The sequence below is a fragment of the [Micrococcus luteus] ATCC 49442 genome (assembly GCF_010367585.1).
Classification (GTDB): Bacteria; Actinomycetota; Actinomycetes; order Actinomycetales; family Micrococcaceae; genus Arthrobacter; species Arthrobacter luteus_A.
In genome coordinates, this window is the sequence record NZ_JAAAXP010000001.1 from 3,461,718 (window position 1) to 3,484,712 (window position 22,995).

Below are 22,995 nucleotides of genomic sequence, written 5' to 3' on the forward strand. Positions count from 1 at the left end.
GCCAGCAATGTCGGCGTAGTGTTTATTGCGTCACAGGAGCAATTAGGCAACGCAAAGCTTTCGTAATAGTGAGCAGGCTAGGCTACCCTTACTTAGGTTTGCATCATTCACCTAAGGAGTTCCGTGACTTCCCCCCTTTTCCGTGGCCCCGGCGCCACCCGCCGTACGCTGTTCAAGTCAGCCGGCAAGGCCACAGCGGTCCTGGCCGCCGCAGCGCTCACGCTCTCTGCCTGCTCCACCGGGCCCGCGGCCGGCACCCCTGACGCCAGCGCCTCCAGCTCAAGCAGCGCCCAGTTCCCCGTCACCATCAAGCACGTCTTCGGCGAGACCACCATCAAGGAACAGCCCACCCGCGTAGCCACCGTCTCCTGGGTCAATGACGACGTCGCCATTGCCCTCGGCGTTGTACCCGTGGGCGTCCCCAAGAACGAATGGGGCGGCAATGAACAGGGCTCCACTCCGTGGAAGGATGCGGCACTGACAGAACTCGGCGCCGGCTTCGGCACTGAGAAGGCTCCGGTCCAGTACTCCGACGCCGACGGCATCAACTTCACCGAGATCGCCAAGCTCACCCCTGACGTCATCCTGGCCGCCTACTCCGGCCTGACCGAAGAGGACTATAAGAAGCTCAGCGAGATCGCCCCTGTGGTGGCCCACCCCGAGGTCGCGTACGGAACCTCCTGGCAGGACTCCACCGCCATCATCGGCAAGGCCCTGGGCAAGGAGTCGGAGGCCACCAAACTTGTCTCCGACACCGAAGCCACCATCAAGGACAAGGTCTCCAAGTACCCGCAGATCGCCGGCAAGAGCTTCATCTACGGCAACCTCGAGCCAGCATCGGCTGAGGGCGTCAACGTCTACACCGCCAACGACAACCGCCCCCGTTTCCTGAGCGCGATCGGCATGAAGCTCGCTTCCGTTGTGGAGGAAAACTCGAAGGGTTCCAAGGAATTCTTCATCCCGTGGTCCGCCGAGAAGGCCAACGAACTGGACTCCGATATTTTCGTCACCTGGGTTCCGGATGCCGCCACCACCGATTCCATCAAGGCAGACCCGCTCCTCGGCCAGATCCCGGCCATCAAGGACGGCGCCCTCGTGGCTGATTCGGACAACACCCTGACGCTGTCCATCTCGGCATCCTCGCCGCTGAGCCTGCCGTGGTCACTGGACACGTTCCTGCCGCAGCTTGCCAGCGCAGCGGATGCAGTGAAGTAAGCACCGTCCCATGACGGAAAGTACGACGACGGCGGCCGCCCAGGGGCGAGATCTCACCGCTTTGGCGTCGCCAAAGCGCCGGGATCTCACCTCTCGAAACCCCGACGCCGCCCGCCCGGGCTCCCGGGGCAGGCAGGCAGCCTGGCTGCTGGCCGCCGTCGTCGTACTTATGGTCCTGACCGCCGCTTCGTTGGCCATCGGCGCCCGGGGACTTTCCCTCGCCACGGTGTGGCAGGCCCTCACCCAGTTCGACCCCGCCAACGGCGACCATGCGGTGGTTCACGCCCGCATTCCGCGCACTATCCTCGGGATCCTTGCCGGCGGTGCCCTGGGCCTCGCGGGCGCCGCCATGCAGGGCGTCGCCCGCAACCCCCTGGCTGACCCCGGCATCATGGGCGTCAACGCCGGAGCTGCGCTGGCCGTGGTTACCGGCATCTACCTCTTTGGCGTCACCTCCCTCAGCGGCTACATCTGGTTCGCCTTCATTGGCGCCGCAGCAGCCGCCGTTGCGGTGTACCTCATCGCCTCGATGGGCCGGGACGGAGCGACGCCGGTCAAGCTGGCCCTCGCCGGGGCGGCGCTGAACGCCGGACTTTATTCGCTGATGAGCGTCATTCTCGTCTCCAGCCAGGACACCTACGACCGCTTCCGCTTTTGGCAGGTAGGCGGGATAGCCGGCCGCGACTGGGCAGTGGTCCTTCCGGGCCTGCCCTTCCTTGCCCTTGGTGCCCTCATCATTCTTTGCACCGGCCGAATCCTCAACAGCCTGGCACTCGGTGATGACATCGCCCGCGGCCTCGGCCAGCGCGTAGGCCTTTCACGAGGCCTGACCGCACTGGGCATCGTCCTGCTGTGCGGGTCAGCCACCGCGCTGGCCGGACCGATCGGCTTCATCGGCCTGGTGATCCCACATGCGGTCCGGTCACTCACCGGCCCCGACTACCGCTGGATCCTGCCGTTCTCCCTCGTCCTGGCACCGGCACTGCTGCTGGGCGCGGACATCATCGGCCGCGTGGTCCTGCTGCCGGGCGAAGTTCCGGCCGGCATCATGACCGCCCTGGTTGGCGCGCCCGTCTTCGTCTGGCTGATCCGCCGCGGCAAGGGGGTTGGACTGTGAAGGCCCTCAACGCTCCCGCCACGGTGGCACGTGCCGGCAACCCAACACGCAAACATTGGCGCGAGCTGCCGTCCCGCGCACTGACCCGCACCGCGCTTCTTGGGTTTGCCGTCGTTGTCATGTTTGCCGTCTACGTCCTGCTCGGCAGCTACACCGTGACCATCCCCGACTTCTTCACAATTCTGATCGCCCACCTCACCGGCGGCGAAAGAATCCCCGGCGCCAGCTTCATCGTGATGGAGAACAAGCTGCCCCGTGCGGTCATCGGCATCCTGATCGGCGCCGGATTCGGCCTGTCCGGCGGACTGTTCCAGACCATGCTCCGCAACCCCCTGGCCAGTCCGGACGTGATCGGCATCAGTTACGGTGCCAGCGCCGCGGCCGTCACCGCCATCGTGGTCTTCGGCGCCACCGGTCCGGCCGTGTCCGGGGCGGCACTCGGCGGCGCGCTGGGCATTGCCGCCCTCATCTACGCCATCTCCCGCGGGCCTGCGCTGGGGTCAGGCGGCGGCAACCGTGGAAACGCTGCCGGGAGCAGGCTCATCCTGGCGGGTGTGGGCATCGCCGCCGCCCTGCACGCCGTGGTCAACTTCCTCATGACCCGCGCGGACATCCGCACGGCAGCCGACGCACTTGTGTGGCTCAACGGGTCCCTCAATTCAGCCAACTGGGAACGCGCAGGCCTGCTGGCACTGGCACTTCTGGTCCTGGTCCCTGCGGTCATCACCCTGGCCGGCCCGCTCCGCATCCTGGAACTGGGCGATGACGCTGCGGCCGGCCTGGGCATCCGTGTCGGGTTCACCCGCCTCGCCGTGGTGATCACCGCCGTCGGACTTGCAGCGGTGGCGACGGCGGCAGCCGGCCCGGTCTCGTTCGTCGCCTTCCTCTCCGGTCCCATAGCCCGGCGCTTCACCCGGAAAGCCAGCCTCCCGGCGTCGGCATTTGTCGGTGCGCTGATTGTCCTCGCGGCCGACTACTTCGCCGCCAATATTGCCCCCTTGCTGCTGGACGGCACCGTGCTTCCCGTCGGCGTCATTACCGGTGCCCTGGGTGCCCCCTTCCTGCTGTGGCTCCTGGTCACAGCCAACCGAAAGGATGCCTGACATGGCCGTTCTCAAGGCTCAGGACCTCACGCTGAAGTACGACCAGCGCTGCGTTGTGGAAGGGCTCACCGCGGAGATCCCGGAGGGCAAGGTGACCATGATCGTGGGCGCCAACGCCTGCGGGAAGTCCACGCTGCTCCGCGGCCTGTCCCGCCTGCTCAAACCCGCAGCCGGCGCCGTGACCCTTGACGGCAAGGACATCCACTCCCGCCCGGCCCGGGAACTGGCCCGCACGCTTGGCCTCCTCCCGCAGCACCCCACCGCGCCGGACGGCATCACCGTCCGTGACCTCGTGGGACGCGGGCGGTACCCGCACCAGGGCTTCTTCCGCAGCTGGAGCCCGGACGACGACGCGGCGGTGCGCCGAGCGCTCGAAAGCACCGAAACGCTGGAACTCGCTGACCGCAACGTGGACGAACTCTCCGGCGGCCAGCGGCAGCGCGTGTGGATTGCCATGGCCCTGGCCCAGGAAACCGACGTCCTGCTGCTGGACGAACCCACCACGTACCTTGACCTGGCCCACCAGGTGGAAGTCCTGGACCTGGTCACGGACCTGAACCGCAAGCGCGGCACCACGGTGGCGATCGTCCTGCACGACCTGAACCTTGCCGCACGCTACGCGGACCACGTCATCGCCATGAAAGCCGGCGGGATCGTGGCCCTCGGCGCCCCCGGAAAAGTTGTTACCGAAAAGCTGGTCCTGGACGTCTTCGGACTCGAGTCCAGGGTCATCCCCGATCCCGTGTCCGGAACCCCGCTGATCATTCCCATCGGCCGCCACCACACCACCGCCAACGAACTGGAGCTCGTTTCATGAAGACCCGCGAAACTGCCGCCGCAAAGACCATGAACACCGAGCCCATGACCCTCGCTTTTGAAGTGACGGTTTCCTCGGTGGAGGAGCTCAGCCCCAACTTCCGACGCATCACCTTCGGCGGCTACTCACTGCGCGACTTCGGCGTTTCCGGAGACACGCAGGACCTGCGGATCAAACTGATGATCCCCTCGCTTGACGACTCCGGCCAGCAGATCCCGCTGCCCGCCTTCGATATGAATGCCTCCGGCTGGTACCAGGCATGGCTCGCGATGGACCCCGCCCTCCGCGGTTCGATGCGCACCTACACGGTTCGCCGCGAACGCCTGGATGCGGTCTACCCGGAAATCGACGTGGACTTCGTGATGCACTTCGACGCCGATGGCCACGGCGGGCCTGCCGCCAACTGGGCGCAGAGCGCCAGGCCCGGCGACGCCCTCACCATCATCGGACCCAACAACCGTGCCGCGCAGTGCCAAACCGCCGAAACGTACGGCGGCATCGAATGGCGTCCCGGCCTGGCCCAGCGGGTGCTGCTCGCCGGCGACGAAACCGCCGTTCCCGCCATCTCCGCCATCCTTGAGAGCCTGCCGTCCTATATGAGCGGCCACGCCTTCCTGGAGGTCCCGGAGGCCGGTGACTTCCTGGATCTCAAGACCGACGCCGACATCGAGATCACCTGGCTTGCCCGCGGCGCGGCCATCGGCCGCTCACGCCCGCACGGCGAGCTGCTGCAGCAGGCCGTGCAGAGGGCGGTGCCGGTGCCCGGCTGGGTAGGCATCAAAGCGGCCGACGGCGGTGCGGGCCCCGAGCCCGAGGACGTCAACGTGGACGTGGACATCCTCTGGGAGACTCCCGCGCGGATGGAGACGGCCGAGATCGAGGCCAGCCGAAACCCCGCCCTGCCCGCCGGTGCCATGCCCTTCTACGCCTGGATCGCCGGCGAAGCAGCCGTCATCAAGGACATGCGCCGGTACCTCGTACGCGACGTCGGCATTGATCGGAAGCAGGTCGCGTTCATGGGGTACTGGCGCAAGGGGAAGGCCGAGGGCTGAGTCTTCCAGGCACGGAGGGGACGCATCCTCGGCGTGCTCGCTCGTTCCTCGCTTAGACGCACGCTGCCGGATGCCTCCCCTCCGTCCAGTCACCTTGCATTCACCTCACCTTTCCCTGGCCGCTTTTTCGGATAGTTAGGGTGGCCGGGTGGTTGGTGATCCTTTGTTGCCCCAAAGCGGGCGGCGCGTCTTCGTAGCCCTGGGGGATTCCTTTACCGAGGGCGTCGGGGACCGGGATGAGCGGCTGCCCAACGGCGTGCGTGGCTGGGCCGACCGGGTGGCTGAGAAGCTGGCAAAGGCCGAGCCGGGCTGGGAGTACGCCAACCTGGCCATCCGGAGCAAACGCCTGTGCCACATCTCGGGCGAACAGCTGGAACCGGCGCTGGCCATGAGACCGGCACTGATCACCCTTTACGCCGGCGGCAACGATCTCCTCGACATCGGCACGGACATGGCCGTCCTGATGGATGAGTACGAAGACCTCGTGGCGCGGCTTGCCGGGAGCGGAGCCACGCTGGTCCTGTTCACGGGCTTCGACGTCAAGGTGTCGGCAGTGCTGGAGCTGCTCAAGAAGCGGAACACCATCTACAACCAGCGGGTCCGGGAGATCGCCGCGAAATACGGGGCCGTCCTCGTGGACTACTGGTGCCTGGACGCCTTCCATGACCGGCGGATGTGGGATTCGGACCGGCTCCACATGTCCAAGGCGGGCCACAAGTACCTCGCCGGGCAGGTGCTGGACCATTTGGGGGTGCCGCACAAGATCCGGCCCAAGGAATGGGACCCGCCGGCGAGGCTGAGCCTGCGCGAGTGGGAGCAGCGGCAGCGGCGGTGGGTGAGTGACTGGGTGCTGCCACTCTTCGGCCGCAAGATCAGGGGAATCACGCTGGGGGATACGCTCAGTCCACGCTGGCCCGAGCCCGTCAAGGTACCGCGGAAAGGCGGCCTCAGGAAGCTGGCCGGGAAGCGCGCAAAGGCGAAAAAGACCTAGGTGTCCAGCAGGTTCTCGTAGCCCTCCGCCACCGTGGTGGCAGTGAACTCGATGACCTCGAACTCGGCCACGCCGTTGCTGTAGAAAGGGTCCTTGGCCAAAGCCGCATCAAGGGTGGCCCGGTCCGCCTTGGACAACAGCACACCGCCAACGGCTGGAACTAAACGTCCGGACGCGAGGAAGACGCCGTCGTCGAACGCCTGTTTAACCCAGGCCATGTGCGCGGGGCGGTGATAATCGACGATGTCTTCGGGCACCTTGTAGGTCAGCGACACAACAAACATAGGGCCAGCCTACCCGTGCCCGCGCGGGGCACTTGAACCGTCAAGGAGTTTGTCTCCTAGACTGGACCTATGACCGAACCGCGCTGGCTCAACGCCGATGAACGCCGTGCCTGGCTGGCGATCCTGAGCATCAACACATTGCTTCCCGCCGCCCTGGACAGCCAGCTCCACACTGCCGGCAAAGTGTCGCTGTTCGACTACAACGTCATGGCCATGCTGTCAGAGGCCGAGGGCCATTTTCTCCCCATGAGCCAACTGGCAGCCCGCACCAGTTCCTCGCTGTCCCGGCTTTCGCACGTCGTGTCCAAGCTGGAAAAGCGCGGCTGGCTGGAGCGGCGCCCGCATCCGCGTGATGCGCGTGTCACCACGGCGCACCTGTCCGACGTCGGGATGGCCACCCTGGTGGAACTCGCACCGGGGCACGTGGAGGCAGTGCGCACCAAGTTCCTGGACGCCCTCACCGACCGTGATGTCAACGACCTGGCCCGCATCAGCGAGAAAATCGTTGCGCGCCTCGACGAGGACCACTGGATCCTCCGCGAAAAGGACGGCCAGGCTTAGGCATGGATTTCTCCGCCCGCTATGTGGCCCTCGGTGATTCGTTCACGGAGGGCGTCGGCGATGATGACCCCGGCCGCCCCAACGGGCTGCGTGGCTGGGCCGACCGTGTGGCGGAGCAGCTGGGCGCGGCGGATCCCGCCTTCGGCTACGCCAATTTGGCGATCCGCGGCAGGAAGCTCCGCCAGATCATGGCAGAGCAGGTGGACGCCGCCGTCGAACTTAACCCCACCCTGGTGACCATTTATGCAGGTGCCAACGACATCCTGCGGCCCAGGATCGACATCGATGACCTGCTGACTGAGTACGATGCCGGCATCCGCAAACTGGCTGCAACCGGTGCCACCGTGGTGATGTTCACGGGCTTTGACGCCCGCGGTTCCAAGGTGTTCAGCACCATGCGCGGCCGCACTGCCATCTACAACGAGCTGGTCCGAGGCATCGCCGGTGACCACGGTGCGCTGCTGGTGGACTACTGGCGGTTCAGCGAGTACTACGACTGGGGCATGTGGGCCAAGGACCGGATGCACATGTCCGCAGCCGGGCACGCCAACATGGCCAAGCGGGTGCTGACTGTGCTGGAACACGACCACTCGATCGATGTTCCGCCCATGACCCCGGTTCCGGAACTGAGCCGCGCCGAAGCCATTCGCGCAAACGCCCGGTGGGTCCGCGAATTCGCCGGCCCGTGGGTGGTCCGCCGCGTCACTGGCAAGTCCTCCGGTGATGGACTGTCACCGAAGTACCCCCGGCTCACACGCCTCTGAAGGGCCGCCGCCTTATACACCGTCCGAGCCCGGATTGGTCTTTAATTGCGTGAACTCGTAGACTTGGTAGGCGCTAAGTGCGCGGAGCGTGCGCAATTGCTCCGGTGGCCCGGTAAATTTCTCCAGGGTAGCCGGTAGTTAGGGGCTCAAGTTGCGTGACTAACCGTTCACCCTGATCATTTTGGGTCGCACTCAGACGCATGATCCTGCAGCAGATATGCGGATCATTACTTTCAATTCTTGAGGAGAAGTCATGGCAGCACACTGCCAAGTGACCGGAGCCGAGCCGGGCTTTGGGCACAGCATTTCGCACTCGCACCGCCGCAACAAGCGTCGGTTCGATCCGAACATTCAGAAGAAGCGCTACTGGGTTCCGTCCCTGCGCCGTAACGTCACGCTGCAGGTTTCTGCTCGTGGCATCAAGACCATCGACGTACGCGGCATCGACGTTGTCGTCGCCGCAATCCTGGCTCGTGGGGTGAAGCTCTAGTGGCTAAGGACAAGGACGTACGTCCGATCATCAAGCTCAAGTCGACTGCGGGCACGGGTTACACCTACGTAACGCGTAAGAACCGTCGTAACAACCCGGACCGTATGGTTCTGAAGAAGTACGACCCCAAGATCCGCCAGCACGTCGAATTCCGAGAGGAGCGCTAAACCATGGCTAAGAAGTCCAAGATTGCTCGCAATGAGCAGCGCAAGGTCATCGTTGAGCGTTACGCTGCAAAGCGCCTCGAGCTGAAGAAGGCCCTGGTTGACCCCAACTCAACCGACGAAGCACGCGAAGCTGCACGCCTCGGCCTGCAGAAGCTGCCCCGCAACGCGTCCCCGATCCGTCTGCGTAACCGCGATATCATCGACGGCCGTCCCCGCGGTACCTTCCAGAAGTTCGGTATCTCCCGTGTTCGCTTCCGCGACATGGCTCACCGCGGTGAGCTTCCGGGCATCACCAAGTCTTCCTGGTAATCCAGCACCGCTGATTCCAGCTGCTTGAGAAGGGCCGGCAACCGTTTGGTTGCCTGCCCTTCTGCTTTTAACCGCCGCAAGTGCATTTGCTCCGGATTGTCGGGATCCATGGCTGTGCTGCACCACACAAAGGGAATGCACGACGGCGGCGCCTATCCTGGGTGCCTAGTGACCGCATCTTCCGCGGAATCACGGGGAACAGGACCTCTGCCGGGGATGATTTGCGGTGGGGCGCCAGCGGGTGTATTGTTTTCTAAGTCGCCGCAGGGAGACAGCGAAGAGCTGGTAACCGCGGATGGCAAAAACCCCCAAATTCAAGACCAAATTCTGGTAGTTCTTTCGAGCGCTTCAGATTGGGTTGAGAATGTGTTTTCCGCTGATGCGGGTCCTGAAAGATGGATTTGCATCGCAGCGAGGAACCGGGTAAGTTTGAAAAGTTGCTCCGGAGCGATCCACGGCTGTTTAGTGCTGGTGGTGGTGCCGGGTGTGTCTGTTGTTTGAGAACTCAATAGTGTGCCAAGTTTGTTGATACCAATTTATTGTATTGAATTGGTTGAATTTGCCGGGTCATGCCGCCCCTGTGGTGTGGTCTGGTTTTTACAGCTGGTTTCAAATTTTGCAGCCTTCGTCTTCCGTTATTTCCGGGGGTGTTGGTTGTGTTCGTTTTTGTTTTACTTCAACGGAGAGTTTGATCCTGGCTCAGGATGAACGCTGGCGGCGTGCTTAACACATGCAAGTCGAACGATGAACCTCACTTGTGGGGGGATTAGTGGCGAACGGGTGAGTAACACGTGAGTAACCTGCCCTTGACTCTGGGATAAGCCTGGGAAACTGGGTCTAATACCGGATATGACTCCTCATCGCATGGTGGGGGGTGGAAAGCTTTTTGTGGTTTTGGATGGACTCGCGGCCTATCAGCTTGTTGGTGAGGTAATGGCTCACCAAGGCGACGACGGGTAGCCGGCCTGAGAGGGTGACCGGCCACACTGGGACTGAGACACGGCCCAGACTCCTACGGGAGGCAGCAGTGGGGAATATTGCACAATGGGCGAAAGCCTGATGCAGCGACGCCGCGTGAGGGATGACGGCCTTCGGGTTGTAAACCTCTTTCAGTAGGGAAGAAGCGAAAGTGACGGTACCTGCAGAAGAAGCGCCGGCTAACTACGTGCCAGCAGCCGCGGTAATACGTAGGGCGCAAGCGTTATCCGGAATTATTGGGCGTAAAGAGCTCGTAGGCGGTTTGTCGCGTCTGCCGTGAAAGTCCGGGGCTCAACTCCGGATCTGCGGTGGGTACGGGCAGACTAGAGTGATGTAGGGGAGACTGGAATTCCTGGTGTAGCGGTGAAATGCGCAGATATCAGGAGGAACACCGATGGCGAAGGCAGGTCTCTGGGCATTAACTGACGCTGAGGAGCGAAAGCATGGGGAGCGAACAGGATTAGATACCCTGGTAGTCCATGCCGTAAACGTTGGGCACTAGGTGTGGGGGACATTCCACGTTTTCCGCGCCGTAGCTAACGCATTAAGTGCCCCGCCTGGGGAGTACGGCCGCAAGGCTAAAACTCAAAGGAATTGACGGGGGCCCGCACAAGCGGCGGAGCATGCGGATTAATTCGATGCAACGCGAAGAACCTTACCAAGGCTTGACATGGACTGGAAATACCTGGAAACAGGTGCCCCGCTTGCGGTCGGTTCACAGGTGGTGCATGGTTGTCGTCAGCTCGTGTCGTGAGATGTTGGGTTAAGTCCCGCAACGAGCGCAACCCTCGTTCTATGTTGCCAGCGCGTTATGGCGGGGACTCATAGGAGACTGCCGGGGTCAACTCGGAGGAAGGTGGGGACGACGTCAAATCATCATGCCCCTTATGTCTTGGGCTTCACGCATGCTACAATGGCCGGTACAAAGGGTTGCGATACTGTGAGGTGGAGCTAATCCCAAAAAGCCGGTCTCAGTTCGGATTGGGGTCTGCAACTCGACCCCATGAAGTCGGAGTCGCTAGTAATCGCAGATCAGCAACGCTGCGGTGAATACGTTCCCGGGCCTTGTACACACCGCCCGTCAAGTCACGAAAGTTGGTAACACCCGAAGCCGGTGGCCTAACCCCTTACGGGGAGGGAGCTGTCGAAGGTGGGACTGGCGATTGGGACTAAGTCGTAACAAGGTAGCCGTACCGGAAGGTGCGGCTGGATCACCTCCTTTCTAAGGAGCACCTACAGTCACCGTGCCTCACGTTATGTGAGTGTGGCGGGGTTGTCAGGAGTATATGCCCGTTGCGCAGACGTAAGTTCTGCGGCGGGTGCTCACGGGTGGAATATCAACAAATAGGTGCCTGGTGGCACGGACCGGTTGTTAGTACGGACATTGTTTTTCTTCGGAAGATCAGTTGTCCTGGAACGCTCGCTGGTTCGGGTTGCTGGGTAGTGTTTGGCACACTGTTGGGTCCTGAGGCAACAGGGCCGGGGAGGGATGCGTCGTGGCTTACGGGTTGTGATGTGTTGTGTTCCTGGTACTTGTTTGTTTCTGGTTTCCTGGCTGCACCGATCGCGCATGTTGTGTGTGTGGGGTGTGTGGTTTGGGGTTGTTGTTTGAGAACTACATAGTGGACGCGAGCATCTTTTATAAGAAGCAATTTCCAAGAATATGAACCTGGATCTGTTGTTCTGTCTTTCGGGATGGAGTGATGGTTTTCATGGTTCTCTCGTGAAGTAGTTTTTTTGATCTTTTGTGGTCAAGTTTTTAAGAGCACACGGTGGATGCCTTGGCATTAGGAGCCGAAGAAGGACGTAGGAATCTGCGATAAGCCTGGGGGAGTCGATAACCGGACTGTGATCCCAGGGTGTCCGAATGGGGAAACCCCGCCAGGGGAGCGATCTGCCTGGTGACCCGCATCTGAACACATAGGGTGCGTGGAGGGAACGCGGGGAAGTGAAACATCTCAGTACCCGCAGGAAGAGAAAACAATAGTGATTCCGTTAGTAGTGGCGAGCGAACGCGGATCAGGCTAAACCGTTCCATGTGTGATAGCCGGCGGGCGTTGCATGGTCGGGGTTGTGGGACTTTCCATACTGTCTCTGCCGGGACAGTGGGGTGTGATGTGCAGGCATAGGTGAACGGTCTTGAAAGGCCGGCCAGAGAGGGTGTGAGCCCCGTAACCGAAATGTTTTGTGCCGCCTGGAGAGTATCCCAAGTAGCACGGGGCCCGAGAAATCCCGTGCGAATCTGTCAGGACCACCTGATAAGCCTAAATACTCCCTAATGACCGATAGCGGACCAGTACCGTGAGGGAAAGGTGAAAAGTACCCCGGGAGGGGAGTGAAACAGTACCTGAAACCGTGTGCTTACAATCCGTCGGAGCCAGTCTGATTCTGGTGACGGCGTGCCTTTTGAAGAATGAGCCTGCGAGTTAGTGTTACGTCGCGAGGTTAACCCGTGTGGGGAAGCCGTAGCGAAAGCGAGTCTGAATAGGGCGTTGCAGTGGCGTGATCTAGACCCGAAGCGAAGTGATCTACCCATGGCCAGGTTGAAGCGACGGTAAGACGTCGTGGAGGACCGAACCCACTTCAGTTGAAAATGGAGGGGATGAGCTGTGGGTAGGGGTGAAAGGCCAATCAAACTTCGTGATAGCTGGTTCTCCCCGAAATGCATTTAGGTGCAGCGTTGCGTGTTTCTTGCTGGAGGTAGAGCTACTGGATGGCTAATGGGCCCTACAAGGTTACTGACGTCAGCCAAACTCCGAATGCCGGTAAGTGAGAGCGCAGCAGTGAGACTGTGGGGGATAAGCTTCATAGTCGAGAGGGAAACAGCCCAGACCACCAACTAAGGCCCCTAAGCGTGTGCTAAGTGGGAAAGGATGTGGAGTTGCGAAGACAACCAGGAGGTTGGCTTAGAAGCAGCCATCCTTAAAAGAGTGCGTAATAGCTCACTGGTCAAGTGATTCCGCGCCGACAATGTAGCGGGGCTCAAGTACACCGCCGAAGTTGTGGATTTCAAATATTAGCCAAGCCGCTCCCTTGTGGGGTTGGTTCAGGCGTTTGGAGTGGTAGGGGAGCGTCGTGTGGGCAGTGAAGTCGCGGTGTAAACCAGCGGTGGAGCCTACACGAGTGAGAATGCAGGCATGAGTAGCGAAAGACGGGTGAGAAACCCGTCCGCCGAATGATCAAGGGTTCCAGGGTCAAGCTAATCTGCCCTGGGTAAGTCGGGACCTAAGGCGAGGCCGACAGGCGTAGTCGATGGACAACGGGTTGATATTCCCGTACCGGCGAAAAACCGTCCATGTTGAACAGGGGATACTAACCGCCCGAAGCCTGCCTGACCGCCCTTGTGGTGGAAGGGTTTTGGTGGAGCGCGGGACCTGATCCTGGGAGGCAAGCGTATTAACAGGTGTGACGCAGGAAGGTAGCCAAGCCGGGCGATGGTTGTCCCGGTCTAAGGATGTAGGGCGAACGGTAGGCAAATCCGCTGTTCATGATGCCTGAGATCTGATGGGACCCCCGTGAGGGGGGATTTGGTGATCCTATGCTGCCGAGAAAAGCATCGACGCGAGGTTTTAGCCGCCCGTACCCCAAACCGACACAGGTGATCAGGTAGAGAATACTAAGGCGATCGAGAGAATTATGGTTAAGGAACTCGGCAAAATGCCCCCGTAACTTCGGGAGAAGGGGGGCCCCAACCTTGAACACCACACGCTGGTGGGAGGGGATCGGGGCCGCAGAGACCAGGGGGAAGCGACTGTTTACTAAAAACACAGGTCCGTGCGAAGTCGCAAGACGATGTATACGGACTGACTCCTGCCCGGTGCTGGAAGGTTAAGAGGACCGGTTAGCCCTTACGGGCGAAGCTGAGAATTTAAGCCCCAGTAAACGGCGGTGGTAACTATAACCATCCTAAGGTAGCGAAATTCCTTGTCGGGTAAGTTCCGACCTGCACGAATGGAGTAACGACTTCCCCGCTGTCTCAACCATAAACTCGGCGAAATTGCAGTACGAGTAAAGATGCTCGTTACGCGCAGCAGGACGGAAAGACCCCGAGACCTTTACTATAGTTTGGTATTGGTGTTCGGAGTGGCTTGTGTAGGATAGGTGGGAGACGTTGAAGCCCGGACGCCAGTTCGGGTGGAGTCATCGTTGAAATACCACTCTGGTCACTTTGGACATCTAACTTCGGCCCGTAATCCGGGTCAGGGACAGTGCCTGATGGGTAGTTTAACTGGGGCGGTTGCCTCCTAAAAAGTAACGGAGGCGCCCAAAGGTTCCCTCAGCCTGGTTGGCAATCAGGTGTCGAGTGTAAGTGCACAAGGGAGCTTGACTGTGAGAGAGACATCTCGAGCAGGGACGAAAGTCGGGACTAGTGATCCGGCGGTACATTGTGGAATGGCCGTCGCTCAACGGATAAAAGGTACCTCGGGGATAACAGGCTGATCTTGCCCAAGAGTCCATATCGACGGCATGGTTTGGCACCTCGATGTCGGCTCGTCGCATCCTGGGGCTGGAGTAGGTCCCAAGGGTTGGGCTGTTCGCCCATTAAAGCGGTACGCGAGCTGGGTTTAGAACGTCGTGAGACAGTTCGGTCCCTATCCGCTGCGCGCGCAGGAAATTTGAGAAGGGCTGTCCTTAGTACGAGAGGACCGGGACGGACGAACCTCTGGTGTGTCAGTTGTACTGCCAAGTGCACCGCTGATTAGCTACGTTCGGATGGGATAACCGCTGAAAGCATCTAAGCGGGAAGCTCGCTTCGAGATGAGATTTCCATACACCTTGTGTGTGAGAGGCCCCCAGCCAGACCACTGGGTTGATAGGCCGGATGTGGAAGCGAGGACTAACGACTCGTGAAGCTGACCGGTACTAATAGGCCGATAACTTACACCACACACTCTCCTCGTGAACGGATTCAAAAGACGTTCACACCCATGGGGAGAGTACAAAGATAACAAGACTGCTTGCGTCCACTATGTGGTTCCCAAACAACAAACCAATTTGTTGCAGGGAACAAAAAACACAACACAATAATCAACACCACACCTGCCATCACCGGCAGGAAGCATGTTGTAACCACAGATTTCCCACCCCACACGGCCCTAGGCCCGAAGGGTGCGGAGCAAGGGTTACGGCGGTCATAGCGTGGGGGAAACGCCCGGTCCCATTCCGAACCCGGAAGCTAAGACCCACAGCGCCGATGGTACTGCACCCGGGAGGGTGTGGGAGAGTAGGTCACCGCCGGAACACCATTAGGTCGAGACCCCCCAACACACACGTGTCGGGGGGTCTCCCACATTTAACCGTCCAGAGCCTCCAGCCACACCCTGGAGGCTCTCCCGCTTTAACCACCCCACCAAAAAACCGGCCAAACCAAGCCCACCCGCAAACCCTCTCTCACTTAACGTGCGAAAACCGCTGACCCTCTCTCACCCAACGCGGGCAAAATCACCCCGAGGTGCACAGGCCTAGTGCCCCACACCCACAGCACCGCCGTCGAACATTTAGCCGGTACCGCTCGGCCAGGTCATACGGGCAGATCGTGACAGCGTTTAGCTTGACGACATGTCGGGAGCCATAATCGGTCGTTGCATCGGAGCAGTGCCTTGAGAGGGGACGGATGTTGCCTCCATCATCGACGGCACGTTACCCACCCGCTGCTTCGAGGGCAACAAGGCCGAAACCGGGACCATCGTCCCGATCATCGAGCAGTTCCAAGCCCGCCACGGCTTGGCCGACATGGTCGTTGTCGCCGATGCCGGCATGCTCTCAGCGGGCAACCTGCGCGAGCTGTACGAGGCGAACCTGCGGTTCATCGTCGGCTCCCGGATGACGAAAGCGCCGAATGACCTGGCCTCGCATTTCCGCTGGCACGGCGATGCGTTCAGCGCCGGGCAACTGATCGACACACAACTCCCAGGACCGGCCACACGAACGAGAACAACCCCGACCTGGGCGCAGAACCCGTCTGGGAACCTGCCGCGCACCCCGGCTCCTGGCGGGCAGTTCGGGCGTACTCCCGCAAACGGGCCGTCCATGACAACACCCCGCTCACGGCCCAGGAGAACCGGGCCCGCGAGGTCATCGAGGGACAGAAATCAGCCCGGACCCCATGTCCCACCGCACCCGCGACGCTATCGAGGCGCACCTGACCACCGTTTTCACCGCGATTGCGGTCTCCCGGACTGTCCAGAACAAGACAGGCCTGGCAGTTCGTAACGTCATCAAACAACTCAGGTCCCTGTGATCAGCGACCATCGCCATCAACGGCGCCAACCAGGCATTTTGCCCGGGACATCGCCGCCGAGCAGCAGGCCATTCTCGACGCCCTCCACAACCCGAAACTCACGCGCAAAGCAAATGAGCCAAGTCAGGTCGAAGACTTAGCCAGTACCGCTCGGCCAGGTCATGCAGGCAGGTCGTGACAGCGTCTATCTTGACGACATGTGCGGAGCCACAATCGGTCGTGGCATCGGAGCGGTGCCTTGATAGCGGACGGATGTTGCCGCCGTCATCGACGGCGCGTGCCCAAGCCCCAAGGTACCTAACGGTGGCTACACCGTTCTCGAACGCCCCTCGCGGGAGCTGCCGTCGGTTGGGCCGCGAAGATCGCCGTCGCCTGCCGATGCCCGCAAGAGCTCCGACAGTTCCAGTACGACCCGGCCAGCTGCGGCGGGCAACTATCACCCGGCACCCCGCGCGTTTGCCGTTGATCGGCGCCGGTCGGCCCTGGCGCCCAACCGACAACCGGAAACACCCCGGTGCCTCCCGAGGAGCCCCGTAAACGGGGCCTTCGCAGATAAGCATGGATGCGCAGTCTGAGGATGGCGCCATCGCGTAGGTATTCTGTGGTGCGGCGTGGTGCGGCAGGAAAGAGGTCAGGGCCTCTTTGAATTGGTAGCGACCAAGCAACCAAAACCAAAAAGAGACCCTGACATGAATAACTCTATGTCTTGTTCTGCTGGCCGCTGGTGCATGCGCGCGGATGCGCTGCTCGGTGTCGAGGGCGTCCACGTCAGCTCCGTCACGGCAACCAGGACTGGCCTCGTACTGGGCGTCGAAACCGGTGTGGACCTCGCCGGGTGCCCGGACTGCGGCGTCGTCGCGGTCGGCCACGGACGCCGCCAGGTCCGGCTCCATGACATTCCCTGTTTCGGCCAGCCGGTGCGGCTGCTGTGGGCCAAGCGTGTTTGGCGCTGCCCGGACCTGGACTGCCCAAAAACAACATTCAGTGAAGAACACCCGCTGGCCGGGCCGCGGGCGAAACTCACCGCCCGAGCCGCCCACTGGGCGACCGACGCGCTGCAGCGGTTCGATACCTCGGTCTCGGCCCTGGCCCACCAGCTCGGGGTCTCCTGGCACACCGTCTGGGACGCCATCAGAGCAGAAGCCACCCGCCGCATCAGGAACTCCGATCGGCTCGCCGGCGTTGACGCGCTCGGGGTGGATGAGCACGTCTGGTCACACACCGGCCCGCCGGGATCCGGCATGGTCACCGGAATCGTGGACCACACCCGCGACGAGAACGGCGTGGTGCACGCACGGCTACTTGACTTGGTTCCAGGCCGGTCCGGGAAGGCCTACGCCGACTGGCTCAAAGACCGTGGCCCCGGGTTCACCGCCGGGATCAAGACCGCCGCGCTGGATCCGTTCCGCGGCTACGCCAACGCGATCCGCGACGAACTGCCCGAAGCCATCACGGTCCTGGACGCCTTCCACGTCGTGAAACTCGGATCGGCCATGGTCGACGAAGTCCGCCGCCGGGTCCAGCAGAACACTCTCGGCCACCGCGGACGCAAGGGTGACCCGCTCTACGGTATCCGCCGGACCCTGCAGATCGGCGCCGAACATCTGACCGACAAGCAGTCCGCCCGGCTCGATGCGAAACTCAATGCCGGAGACCCCGACCACGAAGTCACCCTCGCATGGCAGTGCTACCAGAAGCTCCGCAACATCTATCACGCCCGGCCGGAGCGGGGCAGGGAACTCGTGAATGAAGTCATTGGGTCCTTCCCGTCCTGCCCAATCCCGGAAGTCGCCCGCCTCGGCCGGACACTCAAACAATGGAAAACCGCGATCCTGGCCTACTTCGAAACGAACGGCGCCTCCAACGGGCCTACCGAAGCAATCAACGGAGTCATCGAAACCACCCGCAGAATAGCCCGAGGCTTCCGCAACTTCACCAACTACCGGCTCAGATGCCTACTCGCCGCCGGCGGCCACCGGCACTACCGGATCAAACAAACCAACCATGCGTAAATGCGAAGGGCCCGTAAACGACGACCACCCCACCCCGATATGGGGGCCTTCGCAGATAAGCATGGATGCGCAGTCTGAGGATGGCGCCATCGCGTAGGTATTCTGTGGTGCGGCGTGGTGCGGCAGGAAAGAGGTCAGGGCCTCTTTGAATTGGTAGCGACCAAGCAACCAAAACCAAAAAGAGACCCTGACATGAATAACTCTATGTCTTGTTCTGCTGGCCGCTGGTGCATGCGCGCGGATGCGCTGCTCGGTGTCGAGGGCGTCCACGTCAGCTCCGTCACGGCAACCAGGACTGGCCTCGTACTGGGCGTCGAAACCGGTGTGGACCTCGCCGGGTGCCCGGACTGCGGCGTCGTCGCGGTCGGCCACGGACGCCGCCAGGTCCGGCTCCATGACATTCCCTGTTTCGGCCAGCCGGTGCGGCTGCTGTGGGCCAAGCGTGTTTGGCGCTGCCCGGACCTGGACTGCCCAAAAACAACATTCAGTGAAGAACACCCGCTGGCCGGGCCGCGGGCGAAACTCACCGCCCGAGCCGCCCACTGGGCGACCGACGCGCTGCAGCGGTTCGATACCTCGGTCTCGGCCCTGGCCCACCAGCTCGGGGTCTCCTGGCACACCGTCTGGGACGCCATCAGAGCAGAAGCCACCCGCCGCATCAGGAACTCCGATCGGCTCGCCGGCGTTGACGCGCTCGGGGTGGATGAGCACGTCTGGTCACACACCGGCCCGCCGGGATCCGGCATGGTCACCGGAATCGTGGACCACACCCGCGACGAGAACGGCGTGGTGCACGCACGGCTACTTGACTTGGTTCCAGGCCGGTCCGGGAAGGCCTACGCCGACTGGCTCAAAGACCGTGGCCCCGGGTTCACCGCCGGGATCAAGACCGCCGCGCTGGATCCGTTCCGCGGCTACGCCAACGCGATCCGCGACGAACTGCCCGAAGCCATCACGGTCCTGGACGCCTTCCACGTCGTGAAACTCGGATCGGCCATGGTCGACGAAGTCCGCCGCCGGGTCCAGCAGAACACTCTCGGCCACCGCGGACGCAAGGGTGACCCGCTCTACGGTATCCGCCGGACCCTGCAGATCGGCGCCGAACATCTGACCGACAAGCAGTCCGCCCGGCTCGATGCGAAACTCAATGCCGGAGACCCCGACCACGAAGTCACCCTCGCATGGCAGTGCTACCAGAAGCTCCGCAACATCTATCACGCCCGGCCGGAGCGGGGCAGGGAACTCGTGAATGAAGTCATTGGGTCCTTCCCGTCCTGCCCAATCCCGGAAGTCGCCCGCCTCGGCCGGACACTCAAACAATGGAAAACCGCGATCCTGGCCTACTTCGAAACGAACGGCGCCTCCAACGGGCCTACCGAAGCAATCAACGGAGTCATCGAAACCACCCGCAGAATAGCCCGAGGCTTCCGCAACTTCACCAACTACCGGCTCAGATGCCTACTCGCCGCCGGCGGCCACCGGCACTACCGGATCAAACAAACCAACCATGCGTAAATGCGAAGGGCCCGATATGGGGTACTTCGGAGATACTGAGGCGCTAATCCGGGGCACCTCAAAGCATAAAAGAGCTCCCCCATGGGCAAGGTGGTCATGTACGGCTCGGTGTCGGTGGACGGGTTCATCGCGGACGGAAACGACAAGCCCGGACGCCTGTTCGATTGGTTGTCCAGCGGTGACGTGGGTCGGACGATAACGGGGCATTTGAAGGTGTCGCAGCGGTCCTCCGACTACACCCGGGCGCACTGGGCCCAGATCGGGGCGACCGTTGCCGTCCGCCACGTTTTCGACACGGCGGACGGCTGGGACGGGAAGCCTCAGGCAGGGGCCGACTATGTGGTCGTGGTGACGCATCGGCCCGAGTGACTCTGAGGGGTGGAACGCCGCGGCGCCGTTTCGCTTCGTCGGCGGCCAGGTGCTTGCCGCGGGTCTGGTCGACGAGGTGCGCATGGACGTCGTACCTATCGTGTTCAGGTCCGGCAGGCGCTACTTCGGGTCGGTCCACGCGCAGCGGTGACACAGATCAGGCCTCGCTCGCTGGCCTAGCACCTGTGCGGCTGCCCGGTGTACGTGCCGCCGTTGCCCCCACAACCAGCGGTTCGCCGGTAGGCGGCAGGATTACGAACGTTCAGTTCGCGGGCTCTCAGTCGAGGGCCTCTGGTACGGGAATCTGGCCAGGCTCTTGCGGTTGGCGGCGGATCTCGCCTCCGGCTCGGTTGTCGCCGGCAGGGGTTCTACCGTTGGCGACCTAACTGGTACGGGTGCGCCAAATGGCGTCCGCAACTTGGGGGGCGGCCGGTAAAAGCTCCATGCCAGCCTGGCTGCCGTCACTCATCGAGCCGGCGTATCCCTTGCTGGTCAGCGCCATCGCTATGTTCCACCGGCCGGCAAGGAGATCACCAGGCTGCCTCGCGACAACCGGCTCCTCTATCGGAACGAGTACGTTCATAGGCGAATTTCGCCTCATTTTACCCGCGGAGGATGCATACGCCATCGGGCGGCCGCATTTCTGCATTGGTTGTCTTGGCCCTAGACCTCTGACGCGATCCGAGGCTTAGTGGTCCTCTTCGGTGTGACTCATGCCTGGAGCGGAAAGCCAACTTAGTTTGGGTGACTTGGTTAGCGTGCCTGAAGGCCTTGCCCCGGTCAGCCTGGCCGTTAAGGCCGGGACGGTCTTCCACGGGGCAGGCTAGTTTGCCGGGCGCTTGCGGTGACGGTTCGGTGTGACCCATAGGAAATGGGGTGGAGCGCCGCTGGCTTGGAGGCACCATGGGGTGTGATTCAGGGAACAGTGTCGGATGCCGGCTGTGGGGGCCTGTTTTGCGTTGGGGAGGGTCCGGGTTTGGTGTGTTGGCGGGGTTTTTGGGGGTTTGGGGGTGGTGTTGGTGGTGGATTTGCGGTGTGGGTTGGGGGCGTGTATTGTTTTCTGAGTCGCCGCCGCTGATGCGGGAAAATAGCGACAAGCCCCCTTCTTCAACGGCCTGAGAATGGCGCACTTTCTGGTGTGCCAGGTACGGGTGGGGCCGGTTCGTCGGAGCAGGAAATCGCGGAAACGCTGATTTGCAAAGCTTCCTGGGATCGGGTAAGTTTGAAAAGTTGCTCCGGAGCGATCCACGGCTGTTTAGTGCTGGTGGTGGTGCCGGGTGTGTCTGTTGTTTGAGAACTCAATAGTGTGCCAAGTTTGTTGATACCAATTTATTGTATTGAATTGGTTGAATTTGCCAGGCCTGTCCACCCCGTGGATTGGGTCTGGTTTTTACAGCTGGTTTCAAATTTTGCAGCCTTCGTCTTCCGTTATTTCCGGGGGTGTTGGTTGTGTTCGTTTTTGTTTTACTTCAACGGAGAGTTTGATCCTGGCTCAGGATGAACGCTGGCGGCGTGCTTAACACATGCAAGTCGAACGATGAACCTCACTTGTGGGGGGATTAGTGGCGAACGGGTGAGTAACACGTGAGTAACCTGCCCTTGACTCTGGGATAAGCCTGGGAAACTGGGTCTAATACCGGATATGACTCCTCATCGCATGGTGGGGGGTGGAAAGCTTTTGTGGTTTTGGATGGACTCGCGGCCTATCAGCTTGTTGGTGAGGTAATGGCTCACCAAGGCGACGACGGGTAGCCGGCCTGAGAGGGTGACCGGCCACACTGGGACTGAGACACGGCCCAGACTCCTACGGGAGGCAGCAGTGGGGAATATTGCACAATGGGCGAAAGCCTGATGCAGCGACGCCGCGTGAGGGATGACGGCCTTCGGGTTGTAAACCTCTTTCAGTAGGGAAGAAGCGAAAGTGACGGTACCTGCAGAAGAAGCGCCGGCTAACTACGTGCCAGCAGCCGCGGTAATACGTAGGGCGCAAGCGTTATCCGGAATTATTGGGCGTAAAGAGCTCGTAGGCGGTTTGTCGCGTCTGCCGTGAAAGTCCGGGGCTCAACTCCGGATCTGCGGTGGGTACGGGCAGACTAGAGTGATGTAGGGGAGACTGGAATTCCTGGTGTAGCGGTGAAATGCGCAGATATCAGGAGGAACACCGATGGCGAAGGCAGGTCTCTGGGCATTAACTGACGCTGAGGAGCGAAAGCATGGGGAGCGAACAGGATTAGATACCCTGGTAGTCCATGCCGTAAACGTTGGGCACTAGGTGTGGGGGACATTCCACGTTTTCCGCGCCGTAGCTAACGCATTAAGTGCCCCGCCTGGGGAGTACGGCCGCAAGGCTAAAACTCAAAGGAATTGACGGGGGCCCGCACAAGCGGCGGAGCATGCGGATTAATTCGATGCAACGCGAAGAACCTTACCAAGGCTTGACATGGACTGGAAATACCTGGAAACAGGTGCCCCGCTTGCGGTCGGTTCACAGGTGGTGCATGGTTGTCGTCAGCTCGTGTCGTGAGATGTTGGGTTAAGTCCCGCAACGAGCGCAACCCTCGTTCTATGTTGCCAGCGCGTTATGGCGGGGACTCATAGGAGACTGCCGGGGTCAACTCGGAGGAAGGTGGGGACGACGTCAAATCATCATGCCCCTTATGTCTTGGGCTTCACGCATGCTACAATGGCCGGTACAAAGGGTTGCGATACTGTGAGGTGGAGCTAATCCCAAAAAGCCGGTCTCAGTTCGGATTGGGGTCTGCAACTCGACCCCATGAAGTCGGAGTCGCTAGTAATCGCAGATCAGCAACGCTGCGGTGAATACGTTCCCGGGCCTTGTACACACCGCCCGTCAAGTCACGAAAGTTGGTAACACCCGAAGCCGGTGGCCTAACCCCTTACGGGGAGGGAGCTGTCGAAGGTGGGACTGGCGATTGGGACTAAGTCGTAACAAGGTAGCCGTACCGGAAGGTGCGGCTGGATCACCTCCTTTCTAAGGAGCACCTACAGT

14 protein-coding genes, 4 rRNA genes and 2 pseudogenes are annotated in these 22,995 nt (G+C 61.4%); 19 read left to right on the forward strand and 1 reads right to left on the reverse strand.

Going from position 1 to position 22,995, the window contains the following annotated elements; all coding sequences use genetic code 11:
• Positions 1 to 123 precede the first annotated feature (123 nt).
• The 6 genes from GUV69_RS15805 to GUV69_RS15830 all read left to right on the forward strand — a co-directional run bounded on the left by GUV69_RS15805 (position 124) and on the right by GUV69_RS15830 (position 6,295).
• A complete protein-coding gene (locus tag GUV69_RS15805; RefSeq protein ID WP_164204143.1) occupies positions 124 to 1,215 on the forward strand; it encodes an iron-siderophore ABC transporter substrate-binding protein in 1,092 nt (363 codons plus the stop codon).
• Between the two features lie 10 nt (positions 1,216 to 1,225).
• Positions 1,226 to 2,332 (forward strand): FecCD family ABC transporter permease, encoded by a 1,107-nt coding sequence (locus tag GUV69_RS15810; protein WP_164204145.1) that lies wholly within the window; start codon positions 1,226 to 1,228, stop codon positions 2,330 to 2,332.
• Between the two features lie 119 nt (positions 2,333 to 2,451).
• Positions 2,452 to 3,435 carry a FecCD family ABC transporter permease gene (locus GUV69_RS15815; RefSeq protein WP_164206634.1) on the forward strand — a complete coding sequence of 328 codons (984 nt, stop codon included), beginning with the start codon at positions 2,452 to 2,454 and terminating at the stop codon, positions 3,433 to 3,435.
• A 1-nt stretch (position 3,436) separates the two neighbouring features.
• Positions 3,437 to 4,252 (forward strand): ABC transporter ATP-binding protein, encoded by an 816-nt coding sequence (locus GUV69_RS15820; protein ID WP_208786658.1) that lies wholly within the window; start codon positions 3,437 to 3,439, stop codon positions 4,250 to 4,252.
• Positions 4,249 to 5,304: a siderophore-interacting protein gene (locus GUV69_RS15825; RefSeq protein ID WP_164204149.1), complete on the forward strand. Its 1,056-nt coding sequence runs from the start codon at positions 4,249 to 4,251 to the stop codon at positions 5,302 to 5,304. The genes GUV69_RS15820 and GUV69_RS15825 overlap by 4 nt, the downstream gene beginning before the upstream one ends.
• Positions 5,305 to 5,452: 148 nt before the next feature.
• Positions 5,453 to 6,295 carry an SGNH/GDSL hydrolase family protein gene (locus GUV69_RS15830; protein ID WP_164204151.1) on the forward strand — a complete coding sequence of 281 codons (843 nt, stop codon included), beginning with the start codon at positions 5,453 to 5,455 and terminating at the stop codon, positions 6,293 to 6,295.
• On the opposite strand, the gene GUV69_RS15835 is transcribed toward GUV69_RS15830, so the two are convergent.
• A complete protein-coding gene (locus GUV69_RS15835) occupies positions 6,292 to 6,579 on the reverse strand; it encodes a YciI family protein (protein ID WP_164204153.1) in 288 nt (95 codons plus the stop codon). The two genes, GUV69_RS15830 and GUV69_RS15835, sit on opposite strands and share 4 nt — an antisense overlap.
• Before the next feature lie 69 nt (positions 6,580 to 6,648).
• On the opposite strand from GUV69_RS15835, the gene GUV69_RS15840 reads away from it, so the two are divergent.
• The 13 genes and pseudogenes from GUV69_RS15840 to GUV69_RS15895 all read left to right on the forward strand — a co-directional run bounded on the left by GUV69_RS15840 (position 6,649) and on the right by GUV69_RS15895 (position 22,977).
• Positions 6,649 to 7,140, forward strand: a complete 492-nt coding sequence (locus GUV69_RS15840; protein WP_164204155.1) for a MarR family winged helix-turn-helix transcriptional regulator — start codon at positions 6,649 to 6,651, stop codon at positions 7,138 to 7,140.
• A 2-nt stretch (positions 7,141 to 7,142) separates the two neighbouring features.
• A complete protein-coding gene (locus tag GUV69_RS15845; protein ID WP_164204157.1) occupies positions 7,143 to 7,904 on the forward strand; it encodes an SGNH/GDSL hydrolase family protein in 762 nt (253 codons plus the stop codon).
• Positions 7,905 to 8,157: 253 nt separating this feature from the next.
• Positions 8,158 to 8,394: a 50S ribosomal protein L28 gene (gene rpmB, locus GUV69_RS15850; RefSeq protein WP_011693744.1), complete on the forward strand. Its 237-nt coding sequence runs from the start codon at positions 8,158 to 8,160 to the stop codon at positions 8,392 to 8,394.
• Positions 8,394 to 8,561 (forward strand): 50S ribosomal protein L33, encoded by a 168-nt coding sequence (gene rpmG, locus GUV69_RS15855; RefSeq protein WP_164204159.1) that lies wholly within the window; start codon positions 8,394 to 8,396, stop codon positions 8,559 to 8,561. Before rpmB ends, rpmG begins: the two co-directional genes overlap by 1 nt.
• 3 nt (positions 8,562 to 8,564) lie before the next feature.
• Positions 8,565 to 8,870 (forward strand): 30S ribosomal protein S14, encoded by a 306-nt coding sequence (gene rpsN / locus GUV69_RS15860; protein ID WP_164204161.1) that lies wholly within the window; start codon positions 8,565 to 8,567, stop codon positions 8,868 to 8,870.
• 676 nt (positions 8,871 to 9,546) lie between these two features.
• A 16S ribosomal RNA gene (locus tag GUV69_RS15865) occupies positions 9,547 to 11,070 on the forward strand.
• A 527-nt stretch (positions 11,071 to 11,597) separates the two neighbouring features.
• Positions 11,598 to 14,736 (forward strand): 23S ribosomal RNA (locus GUV69_RS15870).
• A 236-nt stretch (positions 14,737 to 14,972) separates the two neighbouring features.
• Positions 14,973 to 15,089, forward strand: a 5S ribosomal RNA gene (gene rrf, locus GUV69_RS15875).
• Together the 16S, 23S and 5S rRNA genes form the textbook arrangement of a ribosomal RNA operon.
• A 399-nt stretch (positions 15,090 to 15,488) precedes the next feature.
• Positions 15,489 to 16,086 (forward strand): annotated as a pseudogene (locus GUV69_RS23285) (IS1634 family transposase); the annotation flags it as partial.
• Positions 16,087 to 16,778: 692 nt separating this feature from the next.
• Positions 16,779 to 18,101, forward strand: coding sequence for an ISL3 family transposase (locus GUV69_RS15880; protein ID WP_164200960.1), 1,323 nt, complete (start codon positions 16,779 to 16,781; stop codon positions 18,099 to 18,101).
• Positions 18,102 to 18,293: 192 nt separating this feature from the next.
• Positions 18,294 to 19,616: an ISL3 family transposase gene (locus tag GUV69_RS15885; protein WP_164200960.1), complete on the forward strand. Its 1,323-nt coding sequence runs from the start codon at positions 18,294 to 18,296 to the stop codon at positions 19,614 to 19,616.
• An 81-nt stretch (positions 19,617 to 19,697) separates the two neighbouring features.
• Positions 19,698 to 20,130: pseudogene (locus GUV69_RS15890) on the forward strand (dihydrofolate reductase family protein); the annotation flags it as partial.
• A 1,324-nt stretch (positions 20,131 to 21,454) separates the two neighbouring features.
• Positions 21,455 to 22,977 (forward strand): 16S ribosomal RNA (locus GUV69_RS15895).
• The last annotated feature ends 18 nt before the right edge of the window (positions 22,978 to 22,995 follow it).

Excerpts from the sequence above, each read along its gene's own strand:
- GUV69_RS15825 (WP_164204149.1), top strand. The coding sequence starts at position 4,249 with ATGAAGACCCGCGAAACTGCCGCCGCAAAGACCATGAACACCGAGCCC.
- GUV69_RS15845 (WP_164204157.1), top strand. The coding sequence starts at position 7,143 with ATGGATTTCTCCGCCCGCTATGTGGCCCTCGGTGATTCGTTCACGGAG.
- GUV69_RS15810 (WP_164204145.1), top strand. The coding sequence starts at position 1,226 with ATGACGGAAAGTACGACGACGGCGGCCGCCCAGGGGCGAGATCTCACC.
- rpmB (WP_011693744.1), top strand. The coding sequence starts at position 8,158 with ATGGCAGCACACTGCCAAGTGACCGGAGCCGAGCCGGGCTTTGGGCAC.
- rpsN (WP_164204161.1), top strand. The coding sequence starts at position 8,565 with ATGGCTAAGAAGTCCAAGATTGCTCGCAATGAGCAGCGCAAGGTCATC.
- GUV69_RS15885 (WP_164200960.1), top strand. The coding sequence starts at position 18,294 with ATGAATAACTCTATGTCTTGTTCTGCTGGCCGCTGGTGCATGCGCGCG.
- GUV69_RS15835 (WP_164204153.1), bottom strand. The coding sequence starts at position 6,579 with ATGTTTGTTGTGTCGCTGACCTACAAGGTGCCCGAAGACATCGTCGAT.
- GUV69_RS15840 (WP_164204155.1), top strand. The coding sequence starts at position 6,649 with ATGACCGAACCGCGCTGGCTCAACGCCGATGAACGCCGTGCCTGGCTG.
- GUV69_RS15820 (WP_208786658.1), top strand. The coding sequence starts at position 3,437 with ATGGCCGTTCTCAAGGCTCAGGACCTCACGCTGAAGTACGACCAGCGC.
- GUV69_RS15880 (WP_164200960.1), top strand. The coding sequence starts at position 16,779 with ATGAATAACTCTATGTCTTGTTCTGCTGGCCGCTGGTGCATGCGCGCG.
- GUV69_RS15815 (WP_164206634.1), top strand. The coding sequence starts at position 2,452 with ATGTTTGCCGTCTACGTCCTGCTCGGCAGCTACACCGTGACCATCCCC.